This is a genomic window from Allobosea sp. LC85, assembly GCF_000735605.1.
Taxonomy (GTDB): domain Bacteria; phylum Pseudomonadota; class Alphaproteobacteria; order Rhizobiales; family Beijerinckiaceae; genus Allobosea.
Window position 1 is genome coordinate 115,694 of record NZ_JPKG01000027.1, and the last position, 18,484, is coordinate 134,177.

An 18,484-nucleotide genomic window follows, 5' to 3' on the forward strand; every position below is an offset into this window, starting at 1 on the left:
CAGCCCTCAGGCTTCGTTGCTGACGAAGCCGCGGATCTTGGCTGCGTTCTTGCCCAGTGCCGCACTTGCCTGCTGGAGTTCGCCCGCGCCGACCTCGCCCTCGCGACCGACCAGAACGATGTCGTCGACTGCATCCGCGAAACGCTGTGTGAACGCGTCGGAGCCCAGCGACGCACCATCGATGAAGACCGGCCCGAAGCGGCGGGCCGCGCCGAAGAAGTCGTGGCTGATCTGTTCGGCCGTGACGAGTTCCGAGTGCCCCTTGCGCGGCACGAAGAACAGTCCGGTGCCCTCGTCCTGCAGTGCTGCACGGATCAGACTTGCGCTGCCGGAGACGATCTCGTGCACACCTGCCTGCGCATCCGGCGCAAAGACGGTTGTCAGACTGTTTCCGCCGAGGCCGGCATCGACCAGCATAGCCGGCAATCCCGCCTGCGCGGCGTCGAGCGCGAGGTTGAGCGCCAGCGTCGAGGCGCCGGCATTACGGCGCAATCCGACGACGAGGACCCGCCGATTGGGGCTGCCCTGGCTCGCGAGCTCGGTTCGGATGCCGCGGATCGCCCTGGCGAAGGACGCATTCGGTTTGTCGATGACGTCGACGAGATGAGCCTTGGCCTGGAAAACCGAGCGCACCTCGCCATCCCGCCGCCAGCGTCGATGCCTCACGACCGGTAGTTTTGCCAGGAGTACGGGGGGTGTCGCGGTGGCTTGCTCGACCTCCGGAGTACCGGCCGGTTGGCCGCCTTGGATCGTCATGAAACGCCGCCATCCGGTCCTGGCTGGGACCACAGCCGTAGCTGGGGAAGACGGCTCCGTAGCAGGGGGGATTAACGGGACAGGCTCAACAGGTGCGGCTGGAGGCGCGGCTGCGGCAGCAGGCTCACGGCGGGTGCGGAACGGCCAGCGGCGGAGCCCGGGTGGCGGTGCAGGCAGGGAGCCGCCAAACAGCGCCAGTCCGAGCGTGGCGATCGCGCCCAGGCCGCCGCCGGCAATGCCTCCGAGCATGACGACGGTGCGCCTGCTGACGCCGCTCTTCTCGAGAGCCGGCATGGCCATGCTGATGACGCGCGCATTCGTCGTGTCGATGCCGGATTGTTCCCCGGTCTCACGCGCCCGGCGCAGGAAGGCGTCATAGACGGCCCGCGAGGATTCGATCTCGCGTTCGAGCTCGCGCAACTGCACCGAAGCGCGGCCGGCGCTGTATTGCTGCCTGGTCAGCTCCTCGACGCGGCGGGCGATCTGCCTCTCGGCGTCGACGGCGCGGTCGTATTCGATCTTGGCCGCGCGCGCGATGCGGGCAAGTTCCTCGTTGATCTGCCGGCGCGCATCGCGCACCTGAGCCCGTGCCGAGGCGAGCGCCGGGTGCCGTGAGCCAAGCGAGGCCAGCAGATCGGCTTCCTTGCTGAGCGCCGCGCCCAGCTGGGAACGGAGCGCGGTCATGGTGTTCGACGCGACAGCCTCGGGTATGGCACCCGCCTCGACGCTGGAGGCGCGAGTCGCAAGCGTCTGGTCGTATTTTGCCTTGGCTTCGCTGACCTTGGTGCGCAAGGCGACGAGCTGGGCATTGTTCAGGGCAAGCTGCTCTTCGCCGATCGACTTGCCGCCCGCACCGACGAGGCTGTTGGCCTCCTTGTATTTCTCGGCCTTCTCCTCGGCGATGCGCAGGCGGTTGCGCAACTCCTCCAGGCGCCCGGTCAGCGCGCCGGTGGCGCGTTGTGCAGCCTCGGCACGGACGGAAGCCTGATCGTCGAGATAGGCGGTGGCAAGCGCATTGGCGATCCGCGCCGCCTTGTCAGGATCGCGCGAGGTGACCGAGATGTCGATGACGAAGGTACGCTCGCCACGCCGGACCGTGACGCTCTTATCGAGCGCTGCGAGGGCGTAGAGCAGTCCGTCACGAGAGGAGGTGCTGCTGCCGGAGAGAAGTCGGGCCAGCCCGCTCTTGGCGGCCTCGCCCCCGAATTCCGGATCCTTGTCGAGGCCCTCGCTCTTGATCACGCGCGCCTTGATACTGTCCGAGGCAATGATGCGCGCCTGGCTTTCGAGATAGGCCGTGATCGAGGTCGGGTCGCTGCCGACCGCATTTGGCGAGACTTCGTTCTGCAGCACGCGCAGGTCGCGCGGATCGATGAAGAGCTGTGCGGTCGAGACGTATTTCGGCGGAATGAACAGGCTCGCCAGAGCGGCAAGGAGAGCGCCCGCCAGCGCCGCCGCTGTGATCAGTCCCTTTCGGCTCCACAGCGTCTGAAAGAGCCAGGCCGGGTTGGTCAGGCGCGCCAGTGCCGACGGCATGGCTCCGCCGGCCGCCGGCTCCGCGCGGCTGCCGGCCTGTTCGGTTCTGCTGAGCTCGCCATCGGCGCTCTCGGTCGTGAACATGACGCTACGCTTCACTCAACCCCGCCCGGCCCGGGATGATGGTCACCCCGGCGGACATCGAACTCACCACGCCGCTCAGCTCGTCCCCAGCCGATAACGGTCAAGTACCTGCATCATCGGCTTCCCCCTGTAGTCCTCATCGAGGGGGAGCGGCCGGGCCTTGGCAGAATCCTTACGCGCGAAGGTCTCTCCGATCCATGAATAGCGGTCGCTGAGGCCCCAGGTGACGATCGCCTTGGGCTGGCGCGCGGAGACCACCGCCTTCAGGAAGGTCGAAACGAGCTCTGCCGCGGCGCTGTCGCGCTGTCCCGGGTCAGCGGGCAGCTTCCAATCGATCACGTCGAGTTCGGTGATCTCGACATCGACGCCGAGCGTGCCGAGATCCTGCATGAACTGCTGCAGGCCGGACGTATCGATGGCGCGTTCGCCATAGAGATGGGCCTGCATGCCGAGGCCATGGACCGGGATGCCCTTGTCGCGCAGGTCCCGGATGATCGAGAGAGCCGCGGCGCGGCGCCTCGCGATGCGCGGATCGGCGTCCTCGAAATCATAGTCGTTGATCACCAGCCGCGCCTCCGGATCGATCTGCGCCGCGGTCCGGAAAGCGATCTCGATATGTTCGGGGCCGAGCAGGCGCTGCCAGATCGTGTCGCGATAGGGCTGCTCGAGTGTCGGATCGTGAGCGATCACCTCGTTGACGACGTCCCAGGTCGCGATGGCGCCCCTGTAGCGGTCGACGACGGTCTCGATATGGGTGATCAGTTCGCGCTCGGCTTCCGCCCGCGTGCTCATCTCCTTGGCCCAGGGCGGCAAGGCCATGCCCCAGAGCAAGGCATGGCCGCGCAATGCCTGCCTGTTCTCGCGCGCGAAGGCGACCAGCTCGTCGGCTCCGGAGAAGTCGAACCGGGAGCGGTCGTGCCGCAGCGCTTCCCATTTGAGGTCGTTCATCGGCACGATGACGTTGCAATAGGTTTTCAGGGCCTCGCGGTAGCGCGGGTCGGCGCGGAAGGGTTCGATCTGCGCGGCCGAGCCGAATGGAATGGCGGGTCGACCTGCCTGTGCGAGACCTGCTCCCGGCCAGGCCAGGGCGAGGCTGGCAGTTCCGGCCAGGGCGTCGCGTCTGGAGATGTGGCTCATGTTCCGTTCCGATTCCAGGCGGCTGCGCGGGGGCAGCTCTGCCCATGCTCCGTTTAGGGTCGCTCAATGCCTTTGCGTTAAGCGAGGTTCGGGCTCAATTTTGGCATGAGCAGGGCCCGAACCAGCTCTCGCAGCCGCCGCAACGGACTCCATGTCGCCAGATCGTGCCACCATATCCGCCTACCTTACGATCCTGAGCGGCTCAGCCGGTCGTCTCATCATCTCTCTTGTATATTTCCTCATCGTTGCGAATACGTTGACCCTTGGTGAGTTTGGCCTGTTCGCGACCGCCTCCTCGACGGGCCTCATTCTCTCGCGGTTGCTGGCCTTCGGCTTCGTCTCGCCGGTCTATCGTGTCGCCACAGTCAAGCCGCGCCTGCTCGGCGCCTATCTCGCCGGCTTCGGCGGGCTTGCCGTCCTGTCGCTGCCGCTGATCGCTGCAGTCGCAGCGCTTGCCTATGTCGCACTGTTCAGGGAGCGGCTGGATCTCCTGCCCTTCGCCCTGGTCATCATGGCTGAGGTGCTCGGTTGGCGCCTCGTCGAGGTCGTCGCCATCATCAACAACGGTCTCAGGCGTTTCAGGCAGTCGGCTCTGCTCGTCATCATCGGCTCCTCGCTGCGCACGCTTGCTGCGGTGGCCTTCTATGGTCTGGGCCATGCGAGCCTGGAAACCTGGGTCTGGGCCTATCTCGGCACCACGATCCTGTCCGCAGTGATCGCACTGACGCTGTTTCTGCCGCCGCTGCGCCTGCGTTTCGTCCGGGCCCTCTATCCCCGCCGCATGGCTGATGCCGTCTTTGCGGGCGCCGCCGACGTCGTGTTCTACGTCCAGTCCGAACTCGACAAGCTGCTGATGCTGGCGCTGGCGGGCGAGCGCACAGCGGGGCTCTATGCCATCGCCATGCGTGTCATCGATCTCACCGCGATGCCGGTGCGCAGCTTCAACCAGATGCTGGTCCAGAAGATCATGAAGGACCGCGGCCTCGGCGGCGGCTGGCGCCGCAAGATGCTGGTCGAGCTCGCGATCGCGCTCGTCTCGATCGGCGGCCTGGTCGCCATCGTCATCCTGCTGATGCCGTTTCCCCGCGCGCTCGGCCGCAACGTCTCCGAGGCCGCCTACCTCTTCCTGCCGATGCTCGCGGTGCCTGCCTTCCGCAATCTCGTCGAGTATCACGCCGAACTGCTCTACGCGCGGGAACGTACCGGTTCGCGTATCACGCTGCTTTGCGCCATCACCGCGCTCAAGGCGGCGCTGATCGCCTGGGTGATGCTACGCTTTGGCCAGGACGAAGCCTGGGCGCCCTGGTTCAACGCCGTCTTCGGCGCCGTCTACCTGCTCTCGGCCACGGTCACCTATCGGTTGCTCGGCCGGGCACGCTGAACAGGGACTACTGCGCCTCGAACAGAGCCTTCAGGCGCTCAACGGGCTGCCCGATGAAGGATTGCACGCCGACCGCGACCTGTCCCGGTTCCAGTATCTCCTCGAAGCTGCGCAACGTCGCCAGCTCTCCGACATCTTCCGGAAACCAGTAAACCTTGCAGAGCTCGTGTTCGTCCGGCCAGTGGCCGGCGGCTTCGAGCCCGAGCACGCGCTCAACGAAATAGCCATAGATCAGGTACTCAGAGAATTGCCGGTGCGTTGCGATCGCCTCGACCCAGCTGCGGCCGGCTATCCCTTCGATGCGCGTCATCATCGCCGCGACGGCGTCCCGTCGCCAGCTGACGAGATTGTTGATGTAGTCGGCGCTGGGAAATGTTGGCTCCGGCAGCCCGAGCAGGCGAGCCGCCATCGTGCACCAGTCGGCATGCTGGGCCATCGTGCCGGCGATGCCATCCGGCTTGCGGTAGAGCCGGACCTTGCCGTCCCGGCCGAGGCGCGTGACGTCGAAAGGCCGCAGGAACATCATGTCGGAATCGGCGAAGATCACGACGTCTTCGTAGCTCTTCATCGGAAAGGCAAACTTGCGCAGCTGTTGCGCGTGCCAGCCGCGCAGTGGCGGCAACCCGCGCCGCAGGGCACCAAGGCCCGTCCAGACCCGGCGACGTCCGAAGCTCAGGAGATCGGGTCGGGGTTTCAGCCAGGAGGGCAGAAGCTCCGCTTCCGCGATCACCCGGCGCCGCGGACCTTCCAGCTGTTTGAACAGCGCGACATCCCGATCCTCGACCAGAAGGTAATGCGCTGTGTGGCCGGTGACGAAACGGTCGATGCTGGCGCAAAGCAGCCGGCAGCGTTCGAAGTCACCGGCATAGCTCGGCGTCGCGATGGCGTAGCTGTAGCTCATTGCGTCGGACCGCGGGGCTGGAACCTGATACGCAGTATCCGCAGCAGGAAAGCGGGGTTGCCGAGCACATAGCGCCGCCACAGCCGGCGGGGCTCCAGCAGGAGGCGGTAGAGCCATTCGAGCCGGAGGCGCCGCATGACATCCGGTGCACGCTCGACTTCGCCTGCCAGGAAATCGAACAGCGCACCAATACCGGCCGCGATCGTCGCGTGCCGGGGCGTGATCTTCTCGGCGATCCAGCGTTCCTGAAGCGGGTTCCCGAAAGCCACGAGCAGGAGATCGGGCGGGTTTTCGGCCAGCTGCGCCAGAATCCCGGCTTCTTCACTCGGAGCAAAATAACCGTGGCTCAGCACAATGAAGCCGTGCCGTGGATAATCCTGCGCCAGGCGGGCCGCAGCGCGCTGGGCGACACCCGGCTGCCCGCCGAGCAAGGTCACGCGCAGGGAACGGTTCTGAGCCGCGAGCAGGGCCGGGATGAAGTCGGTGCCATTGAGGTTTGCGGGGAAGGACGCGCCATGGAGAAGCCGGGAGCCGATATCGACGCCGATTCCGTCCGCAAGCACCAGGAAATCTTCGAGCTGCGCCCGGAGCTTTGCATTCACCGCGGCCAGATTGACGAGGTTCGCATTGCAGAAGGCCAGCTTCACGTGGCGGCGATGAGCAAGCGCCGCGTCAAGCACGGTGAGCGCCTGCGTGCGATCAAGCACCGCCACACCGATGCCGCCGATGTCGCGGCGCGCATGGACGGGATGATCAGCTGGCTGCGCGTGCGATGACATGTCGAAGAAAATGGCAGTCACGATCTCGTTCATTTCGAGGCGTTGTCGGTCCCAGTCTTGACTGCTCGCTCCGCTGATCGAGCCAAGCCCGGGTGGGCGCTGAACACCCCTTGATGCTGACTAACATCAGACCGGCTGCCGAGGAGTTGCGGGACGGGATTGAGGCTGTCTCATAACGGGACGTCGTCATGTCGGCCATTGCCGCCGACTTCCCTGCGCCATTCGCGTCCAGGTCGAACCCCGGGGGCGGCGTCTCATTCCGGTGCGTGACCGAGCGGCATGGCGCTTGCCGCCTGCAGCGGTGAGTGCGGTTGGAAGGGAGCGCCCTGTTCCCTTCCGGAGCGCTCGCCGCCGGCCGCCTGGCCGCTGTGGCTCCGGAGAGCCTGCCGCGATGATGAGCGTCAACGATCTGAACTATGCGGCGGCCACCGCAGCCGACGATCGCGCCAATGCCTGGCGCCACTGGATCGGTCTCGTCACGGCGCTGACGGACGCGGTCGTGGTGTTGACGATCGTGTCCCTCGCCTCGGTGGTCTACCATCTCCAGGTCTACGGCCATTTCGGCGATGTCCGGATCACACGCGAACTGGCGATGATGATCGCGGCGATCTTCGTCTTCACCAATGTCATGCGCGGTCGTTACCAGCTCAGCCATTACCTCTCCACCAAGGGGCAGATCGCCTCGGCCTTCACGGTCTGGAACATCACCATGGTGGCTTTCATAGCCGTCGCGTTCCTCGCCAAGATCGTCGATCACTATTCGCGCGCCGTCGTGCTCGTCACCTATCTCTCCGGCATTCCGCTGATCACTTTGGCGCGCGCCGGCATCGCCCGGATCATTTCGGTGGCCAGCAAGACTGGCCACATCACCACGGAACGGGTGTTCCTGATCGGCCGCGAGCCTGACGTGATGTCCTTCGTCTCGCGCCACCAGCCGTGGAATATGGGCTTCGCCATCATCGATGTCGCTTTCCTGCACAGCAACGACGCGCGCCGCATCAATGATCCGATTGCCGCGCTCAAGGCCGATCTGGCCACTGCTGCAGCGCGCTGTCGGCAGATGCGGCCGGACGCGGTCTTCATCGCCTTGCCCTGGTCCGATCAGGAGACGATCGACGCCTGCATCGATGCCTTCATGAACCTGCCTGTCGCGATCCACCTCGCGCCCGAGCGGATCATGGATCGGTTCGACAGCCCCCATATCGTGCGCATCGGCTCGCTCGCCAGCCTGCGGCTGACCCGCCCGGCGCTGTCCGCCGCCGCGATCGTCGCGAAGCGCGGCTTCGACATCGTAGCCGCATCAACCATCCTGGTTCTCGCGATGCCGGTTCTGCTGATCATTGCAGGGTTGATCAGGCTCGACACGCGGGGGCCGGTGCTCTTCCTGCAGCGACGCTACGGCTTCAACCAGCAGCCCTTCAGGATCTTCAAGTTCCGCACGATGACGACGACCGATGACGGCGACGTCATTCGTCAGGCGACACGCAACGATCCGCGCATCACGCGCATTGGCCGCATTCTGCGGCGCTATAACCTCGACGAGCTGCCGCAGCTCCTGAACGTCGTCGCCGGCCAGATGTCCCTGGTTGGGCCGCGCCCGCATGCACTCGCCCATGATCACGCGTTCCAGCGCAAGATCGCTCTCTATGCGCGGCGCCATAACGTGAAGCCGGGCATCACCGGTTGGGCCCAGGTCAACGGCCTGCGCGGTGAGACCGACACTGACGAAAAGATGGCCAGGCGTGTCGCCTTCGATCACTGGTACATCGACAATTGGTCGTTCTGGCTCGATCTCGGCATTCTTCTGCGCACGGTGTTCAGCGCGCGGGCCTATCTCAACGCCAAGTAATCGACTCTCCGATCAGCCCCGATTTGCGCAGACCGGCATGGCACCGAGCGCGCTGGCCTAGCGGATATCTGGCGGCTACCGTGCAGCCCGACTTCTCAGCCGGGGGCTTGCCATGAACCAAATCGATTTAGACGGTCGCGTCGCCATTGTGACCGGTGGAGCGCAAGGGATAGGCCGCGCTGTTGCAGAGCGCTTCGCGGCGAGTGGCGCCAAGGTCGAGATCTGGGACCTCGATGGCGCGCTCGCAGCGAAGGCGGCGGTCGAGATCGGCAAGGGGGCGACCGGAATCGCCGTCGACGTTACCAATGCTGCGGCCGTGAAGCAGGCAGCGGACGCGCTTGAGGCCCGCCTCGGCAGCGTCGACATCCTCGTCACCAGCGCCGGCATCGCGGGCCCCAATCTGAAGACCTGGGAATACCCGCTCGATGAATGGGCGAAGATCATGCGCCTGAATGTCGATGGCACGCTGCATTGCTGCCAGGCGGTGATCCCCGGAATGCTGAAGCGCAATTACGGCCGGCTGGTGCTGGTCGCGTCGATCGCCGGCAAGGAAGGCAACCCTAACGCCTCTGCCTATTCCGCCTCGAAGGCGGCGGTGATCGCGTTGACCAAATCGCTCGGCAAGGAGCTCGCCGACAAGGATATCGCGGTCAACTGCATCACGCCCGCGGCGGCGCGGACCCGCATCTTCGACCAGATGAGCGAGGAGCATATCGGCTACATGCTGGCCAAGATTCCGCGCGGCCGCTTCCTGCAGCCTGACGAGGTCGCCTCGATGGTTGGCTTTCTGGCTTCCGCCGAAAACAGCTTCACCACCGGCGCGGTGTTCGATCTATCCGGCGGGCGGGCGACCTACTGATCAAGGCCTGCGCAGCGCGGGTTCTGCGCGGCGCAGGCCTCTTGTCTGGTCAGATGCGCTGGCCGACATCGATCCTGTCGCCGTCCGGATCGGCGAAGACGAAGGATCGCAGGCCGTATTCCTGGTCGCGCAGCCCCTTGATGATGCGCAGCCCTTCGCGCTGGCAGATCGCGTGCAGGGCCTCGACATCGCCGACCATCAGATGGGCGACGTTGAATGGGGCGGCGGGATGCGTCTTCTGCAGGGTGAGATGCAGCTCGGCTTCATCGCGCTTCAGGATCATGAAGCCGACGGGGGCACCGTTCTCGAAGGTTTTCCGGAAGCCGAGCACCCGTGTGTAGAAGTCGTGGGCCTTGTCCATGTCGCGTACCGGCAACATGGCGGCAATCCGGCCGAAGCGGATGCCGTGGTCGGTTGGATCGGTCATGGCAACGTCTCGCGATTGGGAACCGCATCATCCAGTCCCGGCGGTGCGGAGCGGACGAGCGCTTTTCAGGGGATGAAGAGAGACGGTGCTCCGGGCGATGCTTAGCAGGCGGACGGGCCGTCGCGCCAGTGATGGAAATTCGGCGCGGAAATGCCTCTGGCCGCTTCCCCCGCAGGGCCGATGCGCTATGGTTTGGACATGACCGCCTCGCTTCCCTCCGCCGCCGTCCTTGGTGCCCGCGCCTTTGCCGCACTTGATGGACTGAACCGTTTCACCGACGAGCCGGGCAAGATCACCCGCCTCTACCTGTCCCCTTCGCATCGGCAGGCCGCCGAGTGGACGAAAGGCGCGATGGAAGTGGCGGGGCTCGACGCCTTCATCGATGCGGCCGGATCTGTCCAAGGCCGACGCGAGGGCGCAAAGCCAGGTCTTCCTGCCGTCCTGATCGGCTCGCATATCGATACGGTGAAGGATGGCGGCCGGTTTGACGGCAATCTCGGCGTCGTCGCCGGTGTCCTCGCAGCGCAGGCTCTTCGCGATGCCGGCATCATCCTGCCCTTCGCGCTGGAGGTGGTTGCCTTCGGTGACGAGGAGACGGTGCGCTTTCCGACCTCCCTTTCGACCTCATCGGCCTTGATCGGGCACTATGATCCGGCCTGGCTCGACTCGCGCGACGCTGATGGCGTGGTGCTGCGTGATGCCCTCGTCGCCTTTGGCGGCGACCCATCCGGGGTTGCCGCCTTGAAGCGCAAGCCCGGCTCCGTGAAGGCCTATCTCGAGGTCCATATCGAGCAGGGCCCGGTGCTGGAGAGCGAGAACGAGTCTGTCGGCATCGTCACCGCCATCAACGCCCAGAAGCGCGCCCGGGTCCGCGTCAGCGGCGAGGCCGGCCATGCCGGGACGGTCCCGATGAAGCTGCGCAAGGATGCACTCGCCGCTGCCGCGGAGATGGCGCTGGCGCTCGAGGATATCGCAGCCGCGCATGAGCAGGCGGTCGGCACGGTTGGCGTGTTCCGGCCCGACCCGGGCGCCACCAATGTCGTGCCCGGCGCGGTCGACTTCACCATCGATTTCCGTTCGCCGCGTAACGATACGCTTGCGAGCATGGACAAGGCCATTGCCGAGCGCTTCGCTGCGATCGCGGCACGGCGCGGTGTCGGGTTGGAGATCACGGCCTATTCGCAGGAAGATGCGACGCCGATGGCGGAGAGACTGCAGGAGGCTTTTGCGACGGGCATCGCCCGCACGGGCTCGAACCTCAGCGCTCGCCGTCTTCCGTCCGGCGCCGGCCACGACGCCATGGCGATGGCACGGCTTTGTCCCGCAGCCATGCTCTTTGTCCGCTGCGAGAAGGGCATCAGCCATTCGCCGCTGGAGAACATGACCGAACTCGACGCCGGTATCGCGATCCGGGTGCTGCTCGAGACCATCCTGGAGCTGGCGCGGCAGGAGGGGTGATCTCCCCGTCCTGCTCGGCCGTGCTGCCGAGCAGCCATCTCTCGAACCGCGCCGCATGGCAGCGCGGCGGGCCAGGGCAAGCCCGGCCATGTTGCGTGGCGGCTGGCCTTACTCCAGCGCCCCGATCACGGCCTCGACCGCCTCGACGATCGCGCCCGAGCGCACCAGCGCCGTCGCCTGATTCATCTCGGCGGCGTACCAGCGGTCGCCGTCGAGCGCGGGCGGGATCGTCTCGCGCAACGCGTCGAGCGCAGCCTGCGTGCCCCGCCCGAGCGGATGGCCCTTGGCCGTCTCCGCGATCAGCGTCAGCGCCTGGCAGGCCATCAGGATTTCCATGGCGATGATCATCTCGACATTCTCGACCACGGTCCGAGCCTTGCGGCCGCACAAGGTCGAGTTCGAGACATGGTCCTCGGCATTCGATTTGCCGGGGATGGAATCGACGGATCCCGGCGCCGACAGCGTCCGGTTCTCCATCACCAGCGCCGACATCGAGCACTGCACCGTGGCGAAGCCGGTGTTGAGGCCGCGCTTGCCGGCGAGCAGATTGCGCGGCAGGCCGTAGCTGAGCGTCGGGTCGATCAGACGGGCGAGGCGGCGTTCGCAGATCGAGCCGAGATCAGTCATGGCCATGGCAAGCAGGTCCATCGCCTGCGCGACGTACTGGCCATGGAAATGACCGCCGGAAATCACGGTGTAGCTGCCGCTCTCCTCGAAGATCAGCGGGTTGTCCGTGGCCGAGTTGGTCTCGGTGCCGATGACGCGCAACACGTAGTCGAGCGCCTCGCGCGCCGGACCATGCACCTGCGGGCCGCAGCGCAGCGAATAGACGTCCTGCACGCGCGGTGACGGCGGCTTGCCTTGCGTGCGACCGATCTCGTCAGGGTAGATCGTCTCGCGGGCCGAAGCCGAGCAGCGCTTCGAGCCCTGCGTCAGTTTCAGGATATTGCGCGCGACCAGCCCCTGGCCGGGATGGGGACGCGCGGCATGGACGCGCGGATCGAAGGCTGCAAGCTCGCCGCGCATCGCCTCCAGCGAAAGCGCGAGCCCGATATCGGCCGCCTTGACCAAGCGCTTGGCATCCTCGCTCGCCAGCACGCCGAGCGCGAGCGAAACCGTCGAGCCGTTGATCAGGGCAGACGCATCCTTGGCGCCGAGCGGGAAATCGGGTGTGAGGCCGGCCTTTGCCAGCGCGTCGCGCGCCGGCATGCGCCTGCCCTTGTAGATCGCTTCGGCCTCGGCGAAGCCGCAGACGGCCGCCGACATATGGGCGAGCGGGGCAAGATCGCCGGAGGCGCCGACCGAGCCCTTCTGCGGGATGACCGGGTGCACGCCGGCATTGAGGCAGGCGAGCAGGCGCTCGACGAGCTCGACCTGGGGGCCGGAATAGTTCGAGGCAAAGGCGTTGGCGCGCAGCAGCATGGTCGCGCGCGTCACGTCTTCGGGGAAGGGCTCGCCGATGCCGGTCGCATGCGCATAGACGCTCTTGCGCTGATACTCGGTCATCTCCGACATCAGCACGCGCTGGTCCTTGAACAGGCCGACGCCGGTGTTGAAGGAATACATGAACGGCGCATCGTCGGTCATGAAATGCGCATCGATATGGGCGCGCGTCGCCGCGATACGCTCGCGCGCCGCCTTGGCGAGGCCGGCCTTCTCGCAGCGGCCGGAAGGGCCGGGCCTTGCGACCTTGAGAACCTGCTTGCCCTTGAGCGTGCGCCCGTCGATCGAAACCGCCATGCTCGTCCCTTCCGCGTGGTCCGTTCTGTTTCCTCTGGTCTAGAGCATGGCATCCGAAAGGGGAAACCGGCTTTCCTACGATTTCGCGGCCTAACTCCTTGATAGGAGACGGGTTCAGGTTTCAAACCAAGCAGCTTTGCCGTTTCGTGAATAATCATCCGGCTCTTGCGGCATGTGCCGCAAGCGAAAATGGCCGGGTGCCGATGGGCGAGGTCAAGATTTGGAATTGGTCGCTCGGCCAGCGCCAGCGCATGGTGTGCCGAACGCCTCATCATGAGCGCTCCTGAAAGACGGATTCGCCTGCCAATGCCCCGCATGATCGACTATTTCTTCACGCTGTCCTCGCCCTGGGCCTATCTCGGGCATGCGGCTTTCATCGAGACTGCCAAGCGCCATGGCGCGACGGTGACCTACCGGCCGATGCCGGTGCGGGCGGTCTTCGACGAGACGGGCGGATTGCCGCTGCCCAAGCGCCACCCCTCGCGCCAGCGCTATCGTCTCGTCGAGCTGCAGCGTTGGCGCGAACGGCGTGGCCTGCCGCTCGTGCTGCAGCCAAAGCATGTGCCGTTCGATCCTTCGCTGGCGGATCGCTTCGTCACGGCGCTGGTGGCGGCGGGTCATGATCCGGATCCGTTCGTGCGCCGCGCCTTCCACACCATCTGGTCGGACGAGCGGGACATGGGCGATCGCTCGGTGATCGCCGGGCTGGCGACCGCAGAGGGGCTTCCGGCCGAGGCCCTGCTGACTGCGGCCGAGAGCGCGGCGAGTACGCAACGCTATGAGGCCAGCCGCGTTGACGCGATCGCCGCCGGCGTCTTCGGCGCTCCCTCCTATGTGCTCGATGGCGAAGTCTTCTGGGGCCAGGACCGTGTCGAACTCCTCGACGCCGCCCTGGCGAGCGGGCGAGCCGCCTATCTCCCGCAGGCCTGACCAGTCTCTCGCACAGCCGATCTGATGCGACGCCTCGGGTGCCCTGCGCCCGAGGCGCTGGTATGCCGCGTCCCGCGCTATATGGTTCGACGGGAACGCCTCCTCCGGCGTGCTCAAGAGTTCAATCGATTAAAGGAGCGTTGAGCGCGATGACACAGGATCATACGGCGCCGAACTGGCCACAACTGGCTGATCTCAGGGGCAAGAGGGTGCTGATCACCGGCGCCAGCACCGGCATTGGCGCGGCGGCTGCCCGAGCCTTCGGTGCCAATGGGGCCCGCGTCGGCGTTCACTACAATGCCAGCCGCGACAAGGCGGAAGCGGTTGCCCGCGAGGTCGAGGCGGCCGGTGGCAAGGCCGTGCTGATCGGCGGCGACGTGACGAAGAGCGCCGAGATCCCACGCATCATGGCGGAGGCGCTCTCGGGCCTCGGCGGGCTCGATGTGCTGATCAATAATGCCGGTGGGCTGGTGAAGCGCGTGCCGGTCACCGATTATGACGATGGAATCATCGACGGCATCATCGACCTCAACATCCGCCAGGTCGCGCATTTCATGCGTGAGGCGGCCAGGACCCTGATCGCACAGGGCACGGGCGGCAGCATCGTCAATGTCAGCTCGGTCGCGGCGCGCATCGGCGGCGGGCCCGGCTCCGTGCTCTACGCCGCTTCAAAGGGTTTCATCTCGACAGCAACCCGTGGCTGGGCCCGCGAGCTGGTCAAGCACCGGATTCGGGTCAATGCCGTCTCGCCGGGTGTGATCATGACGCCGTTCCACGAGCGCTACTCGACGCCCGAGCAACTCGTCGCAATGCAGGCCGGCATCCCGATGGACCGGCTTGGCCAGGCAGATGAATGCGTCGGCGCCTTCCTATACCTAGCGTCCGAGACACTCGGCAGCTTCGTCACCGGCCAGATACTCGAGGTCAACGGCGGCCAATACATGCCGTAGGAGTCGTCCGTAACGGCCCCCGCGACACCGCGCACCATTTCGCGCTAGGCTCCTCTCTCGTAGGAGAGGCCCGTCGCAGGAGGCCGCCGATGGACTACGAACACTTCTTCCGCACGGAGCTCGACGCGCTTCGCAAGGAGGGACGCTATCGGGTCTTCGCCGATCTGGAGCGCATCGTCGGGCGCTTTCCGCGTGCGCGCTATCATGGCGCGGACGGCCCCCGCGAGATCACCGTCTGGTGCTCCAACGACTATCTCGGCATGGGCCAGCATCCCGACGTCCTGGCCGCGATGCAGGAGGCTCTTGCCGGTTGCGGCGCCGGCGCCGGCGGCACCCGCAATATCAGCGGCACCAACCACTACCATGTGCTGCTCGAGCAGGAGCTGGCCGACCTGCACGGCAAGGAAGCAGCGCTCCTCTTCAACTCCGGTTACATGTCGAACTGGGCCTCGCTCTCGACGCTGGCCTCGCGGCTCCCGGGCTGCGTGGTGCTGACCGATGCGCTGAACCATGCCTCGATGATCGAGGGTATCCGGCATTCGCGCGCGGAGAAGCTGATCTTCGCCCATAACGATCCCGATGACCTGCGCCGCAAGCTGCAGGGCATCGATCCGGCCCGGCCCAAGCTGATCGCCTTCGAGTCGGTCTATTCGATGGACGGCGATATCGCCCCGGTCGCCGCCTTCTGCGATATCGCCGACGAGTTCGGCGCCATGACCTATATCGACGAGGTCCACGCCGTCGGCATCTATGGGCCGCGCGGCGGCGGCATCAGCGAGCGCGACGGCTTGAGCGATCGCCTGACCCTGATCGAGGGCACGCTGGCCAAATCCTTCGGCGTGATGGGGGGCTATATCGCTGGCTCGGCTGCGCTCTGCGACTATGTCCGCAGCTTTGCCTCGGGCTTCATCTTCTCGAGCTCCTTGCCGCCGAACCTCGCGGCGGGCGCGCTCGCCGCGATCCGTCATCTCAAGGCGAGCTCCGTCGAGCGCGAGCGCCAGAGCGACCGGGTCATGGCCTTGCGGAACAGGCTCGACGCTGTCGGCATCGCGCATCTCGTCAATCCGAGCCATATCGTCCCGGTGATGGTGGGCGACGCAGTGCTTTGCAAGGCGATCAGCGACGAGCTGCTGGCGCGCTTCGACATCTATGTCCAGCCGATCAACTATCCGACGGTGCCGCGCGGCACCGAGCGGCTGCGCCTCACGCCTTCGCCGCTGCACAGCGATGCTGATATCGAGCAGCTCGTGGCGGCGCTGACCGAGATCTGGAGCAGGGTGGGACTGAAGCGCGCGGCATAGCCGCCGCCGATCCTGTCCGAAGGGTGATCTTGGATCCATTCCGGAGTGCTCTGGATCCCGGCGCCAGATCACGCTGCTGTTGGACGAAACCGTCCAACAGCAGAAAACGTGATCGACGTCAGACCGCCGCCAGCGCGCGCTCGAAATCGGCGATCAGGTCGTCGGGATGTTCGAGCCCGACCGAGAAGCGCACCAACCCATCGGTGACGCCCATGCTGGCGCGAACCTCCGGCGTGAAGCGCTGATGCGTCGTCGTGGCGGGGTGCACGATCAGGCTCTTGGCATCGCCGAGATTGTTGGAGATGCGGATCAGCTTGAGCGCATTGAGCAGGCGGTAGACGGCCTCCTTGCCCCCATTGACCTCGAAGGCGACCAGGGTCGAGGGACCGCTCATCTGGCGCGCGATGATCTCGGCCTGCGGGTGATTGGGATCGCCCGGGAAGGTCACCTTCGGCAGTTTGGGCTGCCTCTTCAGCCAGGCGGCAAGGATCGCGGCGCTCTGTGCCTGGCGGTTGACGCGCAGCGGCAGCGTCTCCAGGGCCTTCAGCATCACCCAGGCGTTGAAGGGCGACATTGCCGGCCCGGTCTGGCGCAGAAAGGTCTGGATCTCGCTCTGGATCAATTCCTCAGAGGCCAGGACCAGTCCGCCAAGGCAGCGGCCTTGCCCGTCGATATGCTTCGTTGCCGAGTAGACGACGCAGTCGGCGCCGAGTTCGAGCGGTCGTTGGAAGAGCGGGGTGGCGAAGACGTTGTCGACGACGAGCTTGGCGCCGACCTCCTTCGCCAGCGCGGCGACGGCCGCGATATCGATGACCTCGAGCGTCGGGTTCGCCGGGCTTTCCAGGAAGAAGACCTTGGTGTTGGGCCGCACGGCCTTCTGCCACGCGTCGATATCCGGGCCGTTCACCAGCGTCGATTCCACGCCGTAGCGCGGCAGATGATCCTCGACGACATAGCGACAGGAGCCGAACAGGGCCTGCGCCGCAACGACATGGTCGCCGGCACGCACGAGGCTCATCAGTGCTGCCGTCACGGCGGCCATGCCGGTCGCGGTGGCGCGACAGGCTTCGGCCCCCTCGAAGGCGGCCATGCGCTGTTCCAGCATGGTCACGGTCGGGTTCGAGAAGCGGGCATACTGGAAGCCCGGATCCTTGTTCAGGAAGCGCGCCTCGCACTGCTCGGCGCTGTCATAGACATGGCCCTGCGTCAGGAAGAGTGCTTCCGACGTCTCGCCGAACTGCGAGCGCAGGGTGCCGGCATGGACCAGCCGCGTTTCGGGATGCAGCGCCTTTGCGCCAGCGTCTGGACCTGACATGAACTGAACTCCGGCCGTTCGTTATAACGGACATGGGGAATAACAGCTCAGCAATCGTTCGTAAAGACGGACAAAAATTCTCCGGAAGGAACGCCCGCGATCTGCTCCCTGAAGCATCGGCCCGAAAAGTGGATTGCGGTTTTCGGGAAAGCCGATGCAAACATAAAAAGGCTAGATTATTGAAGCGGATACGATATCCGGTCCGATAATCTAGCGTGACCCTTTTGTCGGGCGCCCGAGCGGGGCGAGGAACCCGGTCAGGTCGGTCGTGACATGATGGACATGGCCGGCTTCGATCGCGGCCTGCTCCCAGGCCTCTCGGAACGGGTCCGGTGTCTGCGGAATGATCAGCACGGTCTTCATGCCAAGCGCGCTGGGGACAAGCAGGTTCTTCTCGATGTCCTCGAACATGGCGGCGCGGCCGGGATCGACCGCGTGTTTCGCCAGGAAATGCTCATAGGTCGCGCGCTCGGGCTTCGGCAGGAAGCCCGCCTCGACGATGTCGAAGATATCCTCGAAATGGTGGAGGATGCCGAGCTTGCCCGCGACATTCTCGGCATGGCCGCGCGAGCCGTTGGTGAGGATGAGCTTGCGCCCCGGCAGGGCGGCGATGGCGTCGCCAAGTGCGGGGTTGGGATCGAGCAGGGACAGGTCGATCTGGTGCGCGAAATCGAGGAAGTCGTCGGGATTGACGCCATGCTCCTCCATCAGCCCCTTCAGGGTCGTGCCGTAGCGCTGGTAATAGTATTTCTGCAATGCCCGCGACGACAGCCCGTCGAGCCCGAACAGCTCGCCCAGGAACAGCGTGATGCGCTCGTCGACCTGCGGCCAGACCTTCGCCTCGTGCGAATAGAGCGTGTTGTCGAGATCGAAAACCCAGTGCTCGACATGCGCAAACGCTTCCGCATTCGGCAGGAGCGGCGTCGGAGCGGATATGATCGGTTTCTGATTCATGGGTTATGTCATGTGGCGACGCCAGCGTCGCATGCAAGTCTGGTTTACCGGAGAGCGACGAAATCGACACCGGACGATCGGCGGCCAGGCAGCTAGCCGACGATCAAAGCAATTGTCGGGCCGTTCG

15 protein-coding genes are annotated in these 18,484 nt (G+C 65.6%); 7 read left to right on the forward strand and 8 right to left on the reverse strand.

Annotated features, from left to right (window positions below; all coding sequences use genetic code 11):
- Positions 1-6: 6 nt before the first annotated feature.
- Together FG93_RS31200 and FG93_RS12715 are read right to left on the reverse strand one after the other, a co-directional pair.
- Positions 7-2,391, reverse strand: coding sequence for a Wzz/FepE/Etk N-terminal domain-containing protein (locus FG93_RS31200; RefSeq protein ID WP_152579419.1), 2,385 nt, complete (start codon positions 2,389-2,391; stop codon positions 7-9).
- 60 nt (positions 2,392-2,451) lie between these two features.
- A complete protein-coding gene (locus FG93_RS12715) occupies positions 2,452-3,513 on the reverse strand; it encodes an endo-1,4-beta-xylanase (protein ID WP_043234890.1) in 1,062 nt (353 codons plus the stop codon).
- A 151-nt stretch (positions 3,514-3,664) separates the two neighbouring features.
- Between FG93_RS12715 and FG93_RS12720 the strand changes: the two genes are divergently transcribed.
- Positions 3,665-4,894: a lipopolysaccharide biosynthesis protein gene (locus tag FG93_RS12720; RefSeq protein ID WP_043234892.1), complete on the forward strand. Its 1,230-nt coding sequence runs from the start codon at positions 3,665-3,667 to the stop codon at positions 4,892-4,894.
- Between the two features lie 7 nt (positions 4,895-4,901).
- Here the strand turns inward: FG93_RS12720 and FG93_RS12725 are convergent, their stop codons facing one another.
- Positions 4,902-5,795, reverse strand: coding sequence for a DUF6492 family protein (locus FG93_RS12725; protein ID WP_052513695.1), 894 nt, complete (start codon positions 5,793-5,795; stop codon positions 4,902-4,904).
- Positions 5,792-6,595 (reverse strand): WecB/TagA/CpsF family glycosyltransferase, encoded by an 804-nt coding sequence (locus tag FG93_RS12730; RefSeq protein WP_244448598.1) that lies wholly within the window; start codon positions 6,593-6,595, stop codon positions 5,792-5,794. The genes FG93_RS12725 and FG93_RS12730 overlap by 4 nt, the downstream gene beginning before the upstream one ends.
- 370 nt (positions 6,596-6,965) lie before the next feature.
- Between FG93_RS12730 and FG93_RS12735 the strand changes: the two genes are divergently transcribed.
- Both FG93_RS12735 and FG93_RS12740 read left to right on the forward strand, forming a co-directional pair.
- Entirely contained in the window at positions 6,966-8,423 is a 1,458-nt protein-coding gene (locus FG93_RS12735; protein ID WP_081881505.1) for an undecaprenyl-phosphate glucose phosphotransferase, read from the forward strand.
- A gap of 112 nt (positions 8,424-8,535) precedes the next feature.
- Positions 8,536-9,282, forward strand: a complete 747-nt coding sequence (locus tag FG93_RS12740) for an SDR family NAD(P)-dependent oxidoreductase (RefSeq protein ID WP_043234893.1) — start codon at positions 8,536-8,538, stop codon at positions 9,280-9,282.
- Between the two features lie 49 nt (positions 9,283-9,331).
- Here FG93_RS12740 and FG93_RS12745 read toward each other — a convergent pair whose 3' ends face one another.
- Positions 9,332-9,709 (reverse strand): glyoxalase superfamily protein, encoded by a 378-nt coding sequence (locus FG93_RS12745; protein ID WP_043234894.1) that lies wholly within the window; start codon positions 9,707-9,709, stop codon positions 9,332-9,334.
- Positions 9,710-9,907: 198 nt separating this feature from the next.
- Here FG93_RS12745 and FG93_RS12750 point away from each other — a divergent pair, with 198 nt between their 5' ends.
- Positions 9,908-11,167, forward strand: a complete 1,260-nt coding sequence (locus tag FG93_RS12750; protein ID WP_043235105.1) for an allantoate amidohydrolase — start codon at positions 9,908-9,910, stop codon at positions 11,165-11,167.
- A gap of 108 nt (positions 11,168-11,275) precedes the next feature.
- On the opposite strand, the gene hutH is transcribed toward FG93_RS12750, so the two are convergent.
- Entirely contained in the window at positions 11,276-12,907 is a 1,632-nt protein-coding gene (gene hutH, locus FG93_RS12755; protein ID WP_043234895.1) for a histidine ammonia-lyase, read from the reverse strand.
- Positions 12,908-13,213: 306 nt separating this feature from the next.
- On the opposite strand from hutH, the gene FG93_RS12760 reads away from it, so the two are divergent.
- The 3 genes from FG93_RS12760 (at position 13,214) to hemA (ending at position 16,088) form a co-directional block, all read left to right on the forward strand.
- A complete protein-coding gene (locus FG93_RS12760; protein ID WP_043234897.1) occupies positions 13,214-13,837 on the forward strand; it encodes a 2-hydroxychromene-2-carboxylate isomerase in 624 nt (207 codons plus the stop codon).
- A gap of 149 nt (positions 13,838-13,986) precedes the next feature.
- Entirely contained in the window at positions 13,987-14,787 is an 801-nt protein-coding gene (locus FG93_RS12765; RefSeq protein ID WP_200878102.1) for an SDR family NAD(P)-dependent oxidoreductase, read from the forward strand.
- An 89-nt stretch (positions 14,788-14,876) separates the two neighbouring features.
- Positions 14,877-16,088, forward strand: coding sequence for a 5-aminolevulinate synthase (gene hemA, locus FG93_RS12770; RefSeq protein WP_043234898.1), 1,212 nt, complete (start codon positions 14,877-14,879; stop codon positions 16,086-16,088).
- A 118-nt stretch (positions 16,089-16,206) separates the two neighbouring features.
- Here hemA and FG93_RS12775 read toward each other — a convergent pair whose 3' ends face one another.
- Together FG93_RS12775 and FG93_RS12780 are read right to left on the reverse strand one after the other, a co-directional pair.
- Positions 16,207-17,403, reverse strand: coding sequence for an O-succinylhomoserine sulfhydrylase (locus tag FG93_RS12775; RefSeq protein ID WP_043234900.1), 1,197 nt, complete (start codon positions 17,401-17,403; stop codon positions 16,207-16,209).
- 210 nt (positions 17,404-17,613) lie between these two features.
- On the reverse strand, positions 17,614-18,357 hold the full coding sequence (locus tag FG93_RS12780) for a pyrimidine 5'-nucleotidase (protein ID WP_052513697.1): 744 nt from the start codon (positions 18,355-18,357) through the stop codon (positions 17,614-17,616).
- Positions 18,358-18,484 lie beyond the last annotated feature (127 nt).

Coding starts and splice junctions, on each gene's coding strand:
- FG93_RS12715 (WP_043234890.1), bottom strand. CDS start 3,513: ATGAGCCACATCTCCAGACGCGACGCCCTGGCCGGAACTGCCAGCCTC.
- FG93_RS12720 (WP_043234892.1), top strand. CDS start 3,665: ATGTCGCCAGATCGTGCCACCATATCCGCCTACCTTACGATCCTGAGC.
- FG93_RS12725 (WP_052513695.1), bottom strand. CDS start 5,795: ATGAGCTACAGCTACGCCATCGCGACGCCGAGCTATGCCGGTGACTTC.
- FG93_RS12735 (WP_081881505.1), top strand. CDS start 6,966: ATGATGAGCGTCAACGATCTGAACTATGCGGCGGCCACCGCAGCCGAC.
- FG93_RS12740 (WP_043234893.1), top strand. CDS start 8,536: ATGAACCAAATCGATTTAGACGGTCGCGTCGCCATTGTGACCGGTGGA.
- FG93_RS12745 (WP_043234894.1), bottom strand. CDS start 9,709: ATGACCGATCCAACCGACCACGGCATCCGCTTCGGCCGGATTGCCGCC.
- FG93_RS12750 (WP_043235105.1), top strand. CDS start 9,908: ATGACCGCCTCGCTTCCCTCCGCCGCCGTCCTTGGTGCCCGCGCCTTT.
- hutH (WP_043234895.1), bottom strand. CDS start 12,907: ATGGCGGTTTCGATCGACGGGCGCACGCTCAAGGGCAAGCAGGTTCTC.
- FG93_RS12760 (WP_043234897.1), top strand. CDS start 13,214: ATGCCCCGCATGATCGACTATTTCTTCACGCTGTCCTCGCCCTGGGCC.
- FG93_RS12765 (WP_200878102.1), top strand. CDS start 13,987: ATGACACAGGATCATACGGCGCCGAACTGGCCACAACTGGCTGATCTC.
- hemA (WP_043234898.1), top strand. CDS start 14,877: ATGGACTACGAACACTTCTTCCGCACGGAGCTCGACGCGCTTCGCAAG.
- FG93_RS12775 (WP_043234900.1), bottom strand. CDS start 17,403: ATGTCAGGTCCAGACGCTGGCGCAAAGGCGCTGCATCCCGAAACGCGG.
- FG93_RS12780 (WP_052513697.1), bottom strand. CDS start 18,357: ATGAATCAGAAACCGATCATATCCGCTCCGACGCCGCTCCTGCCGAAT.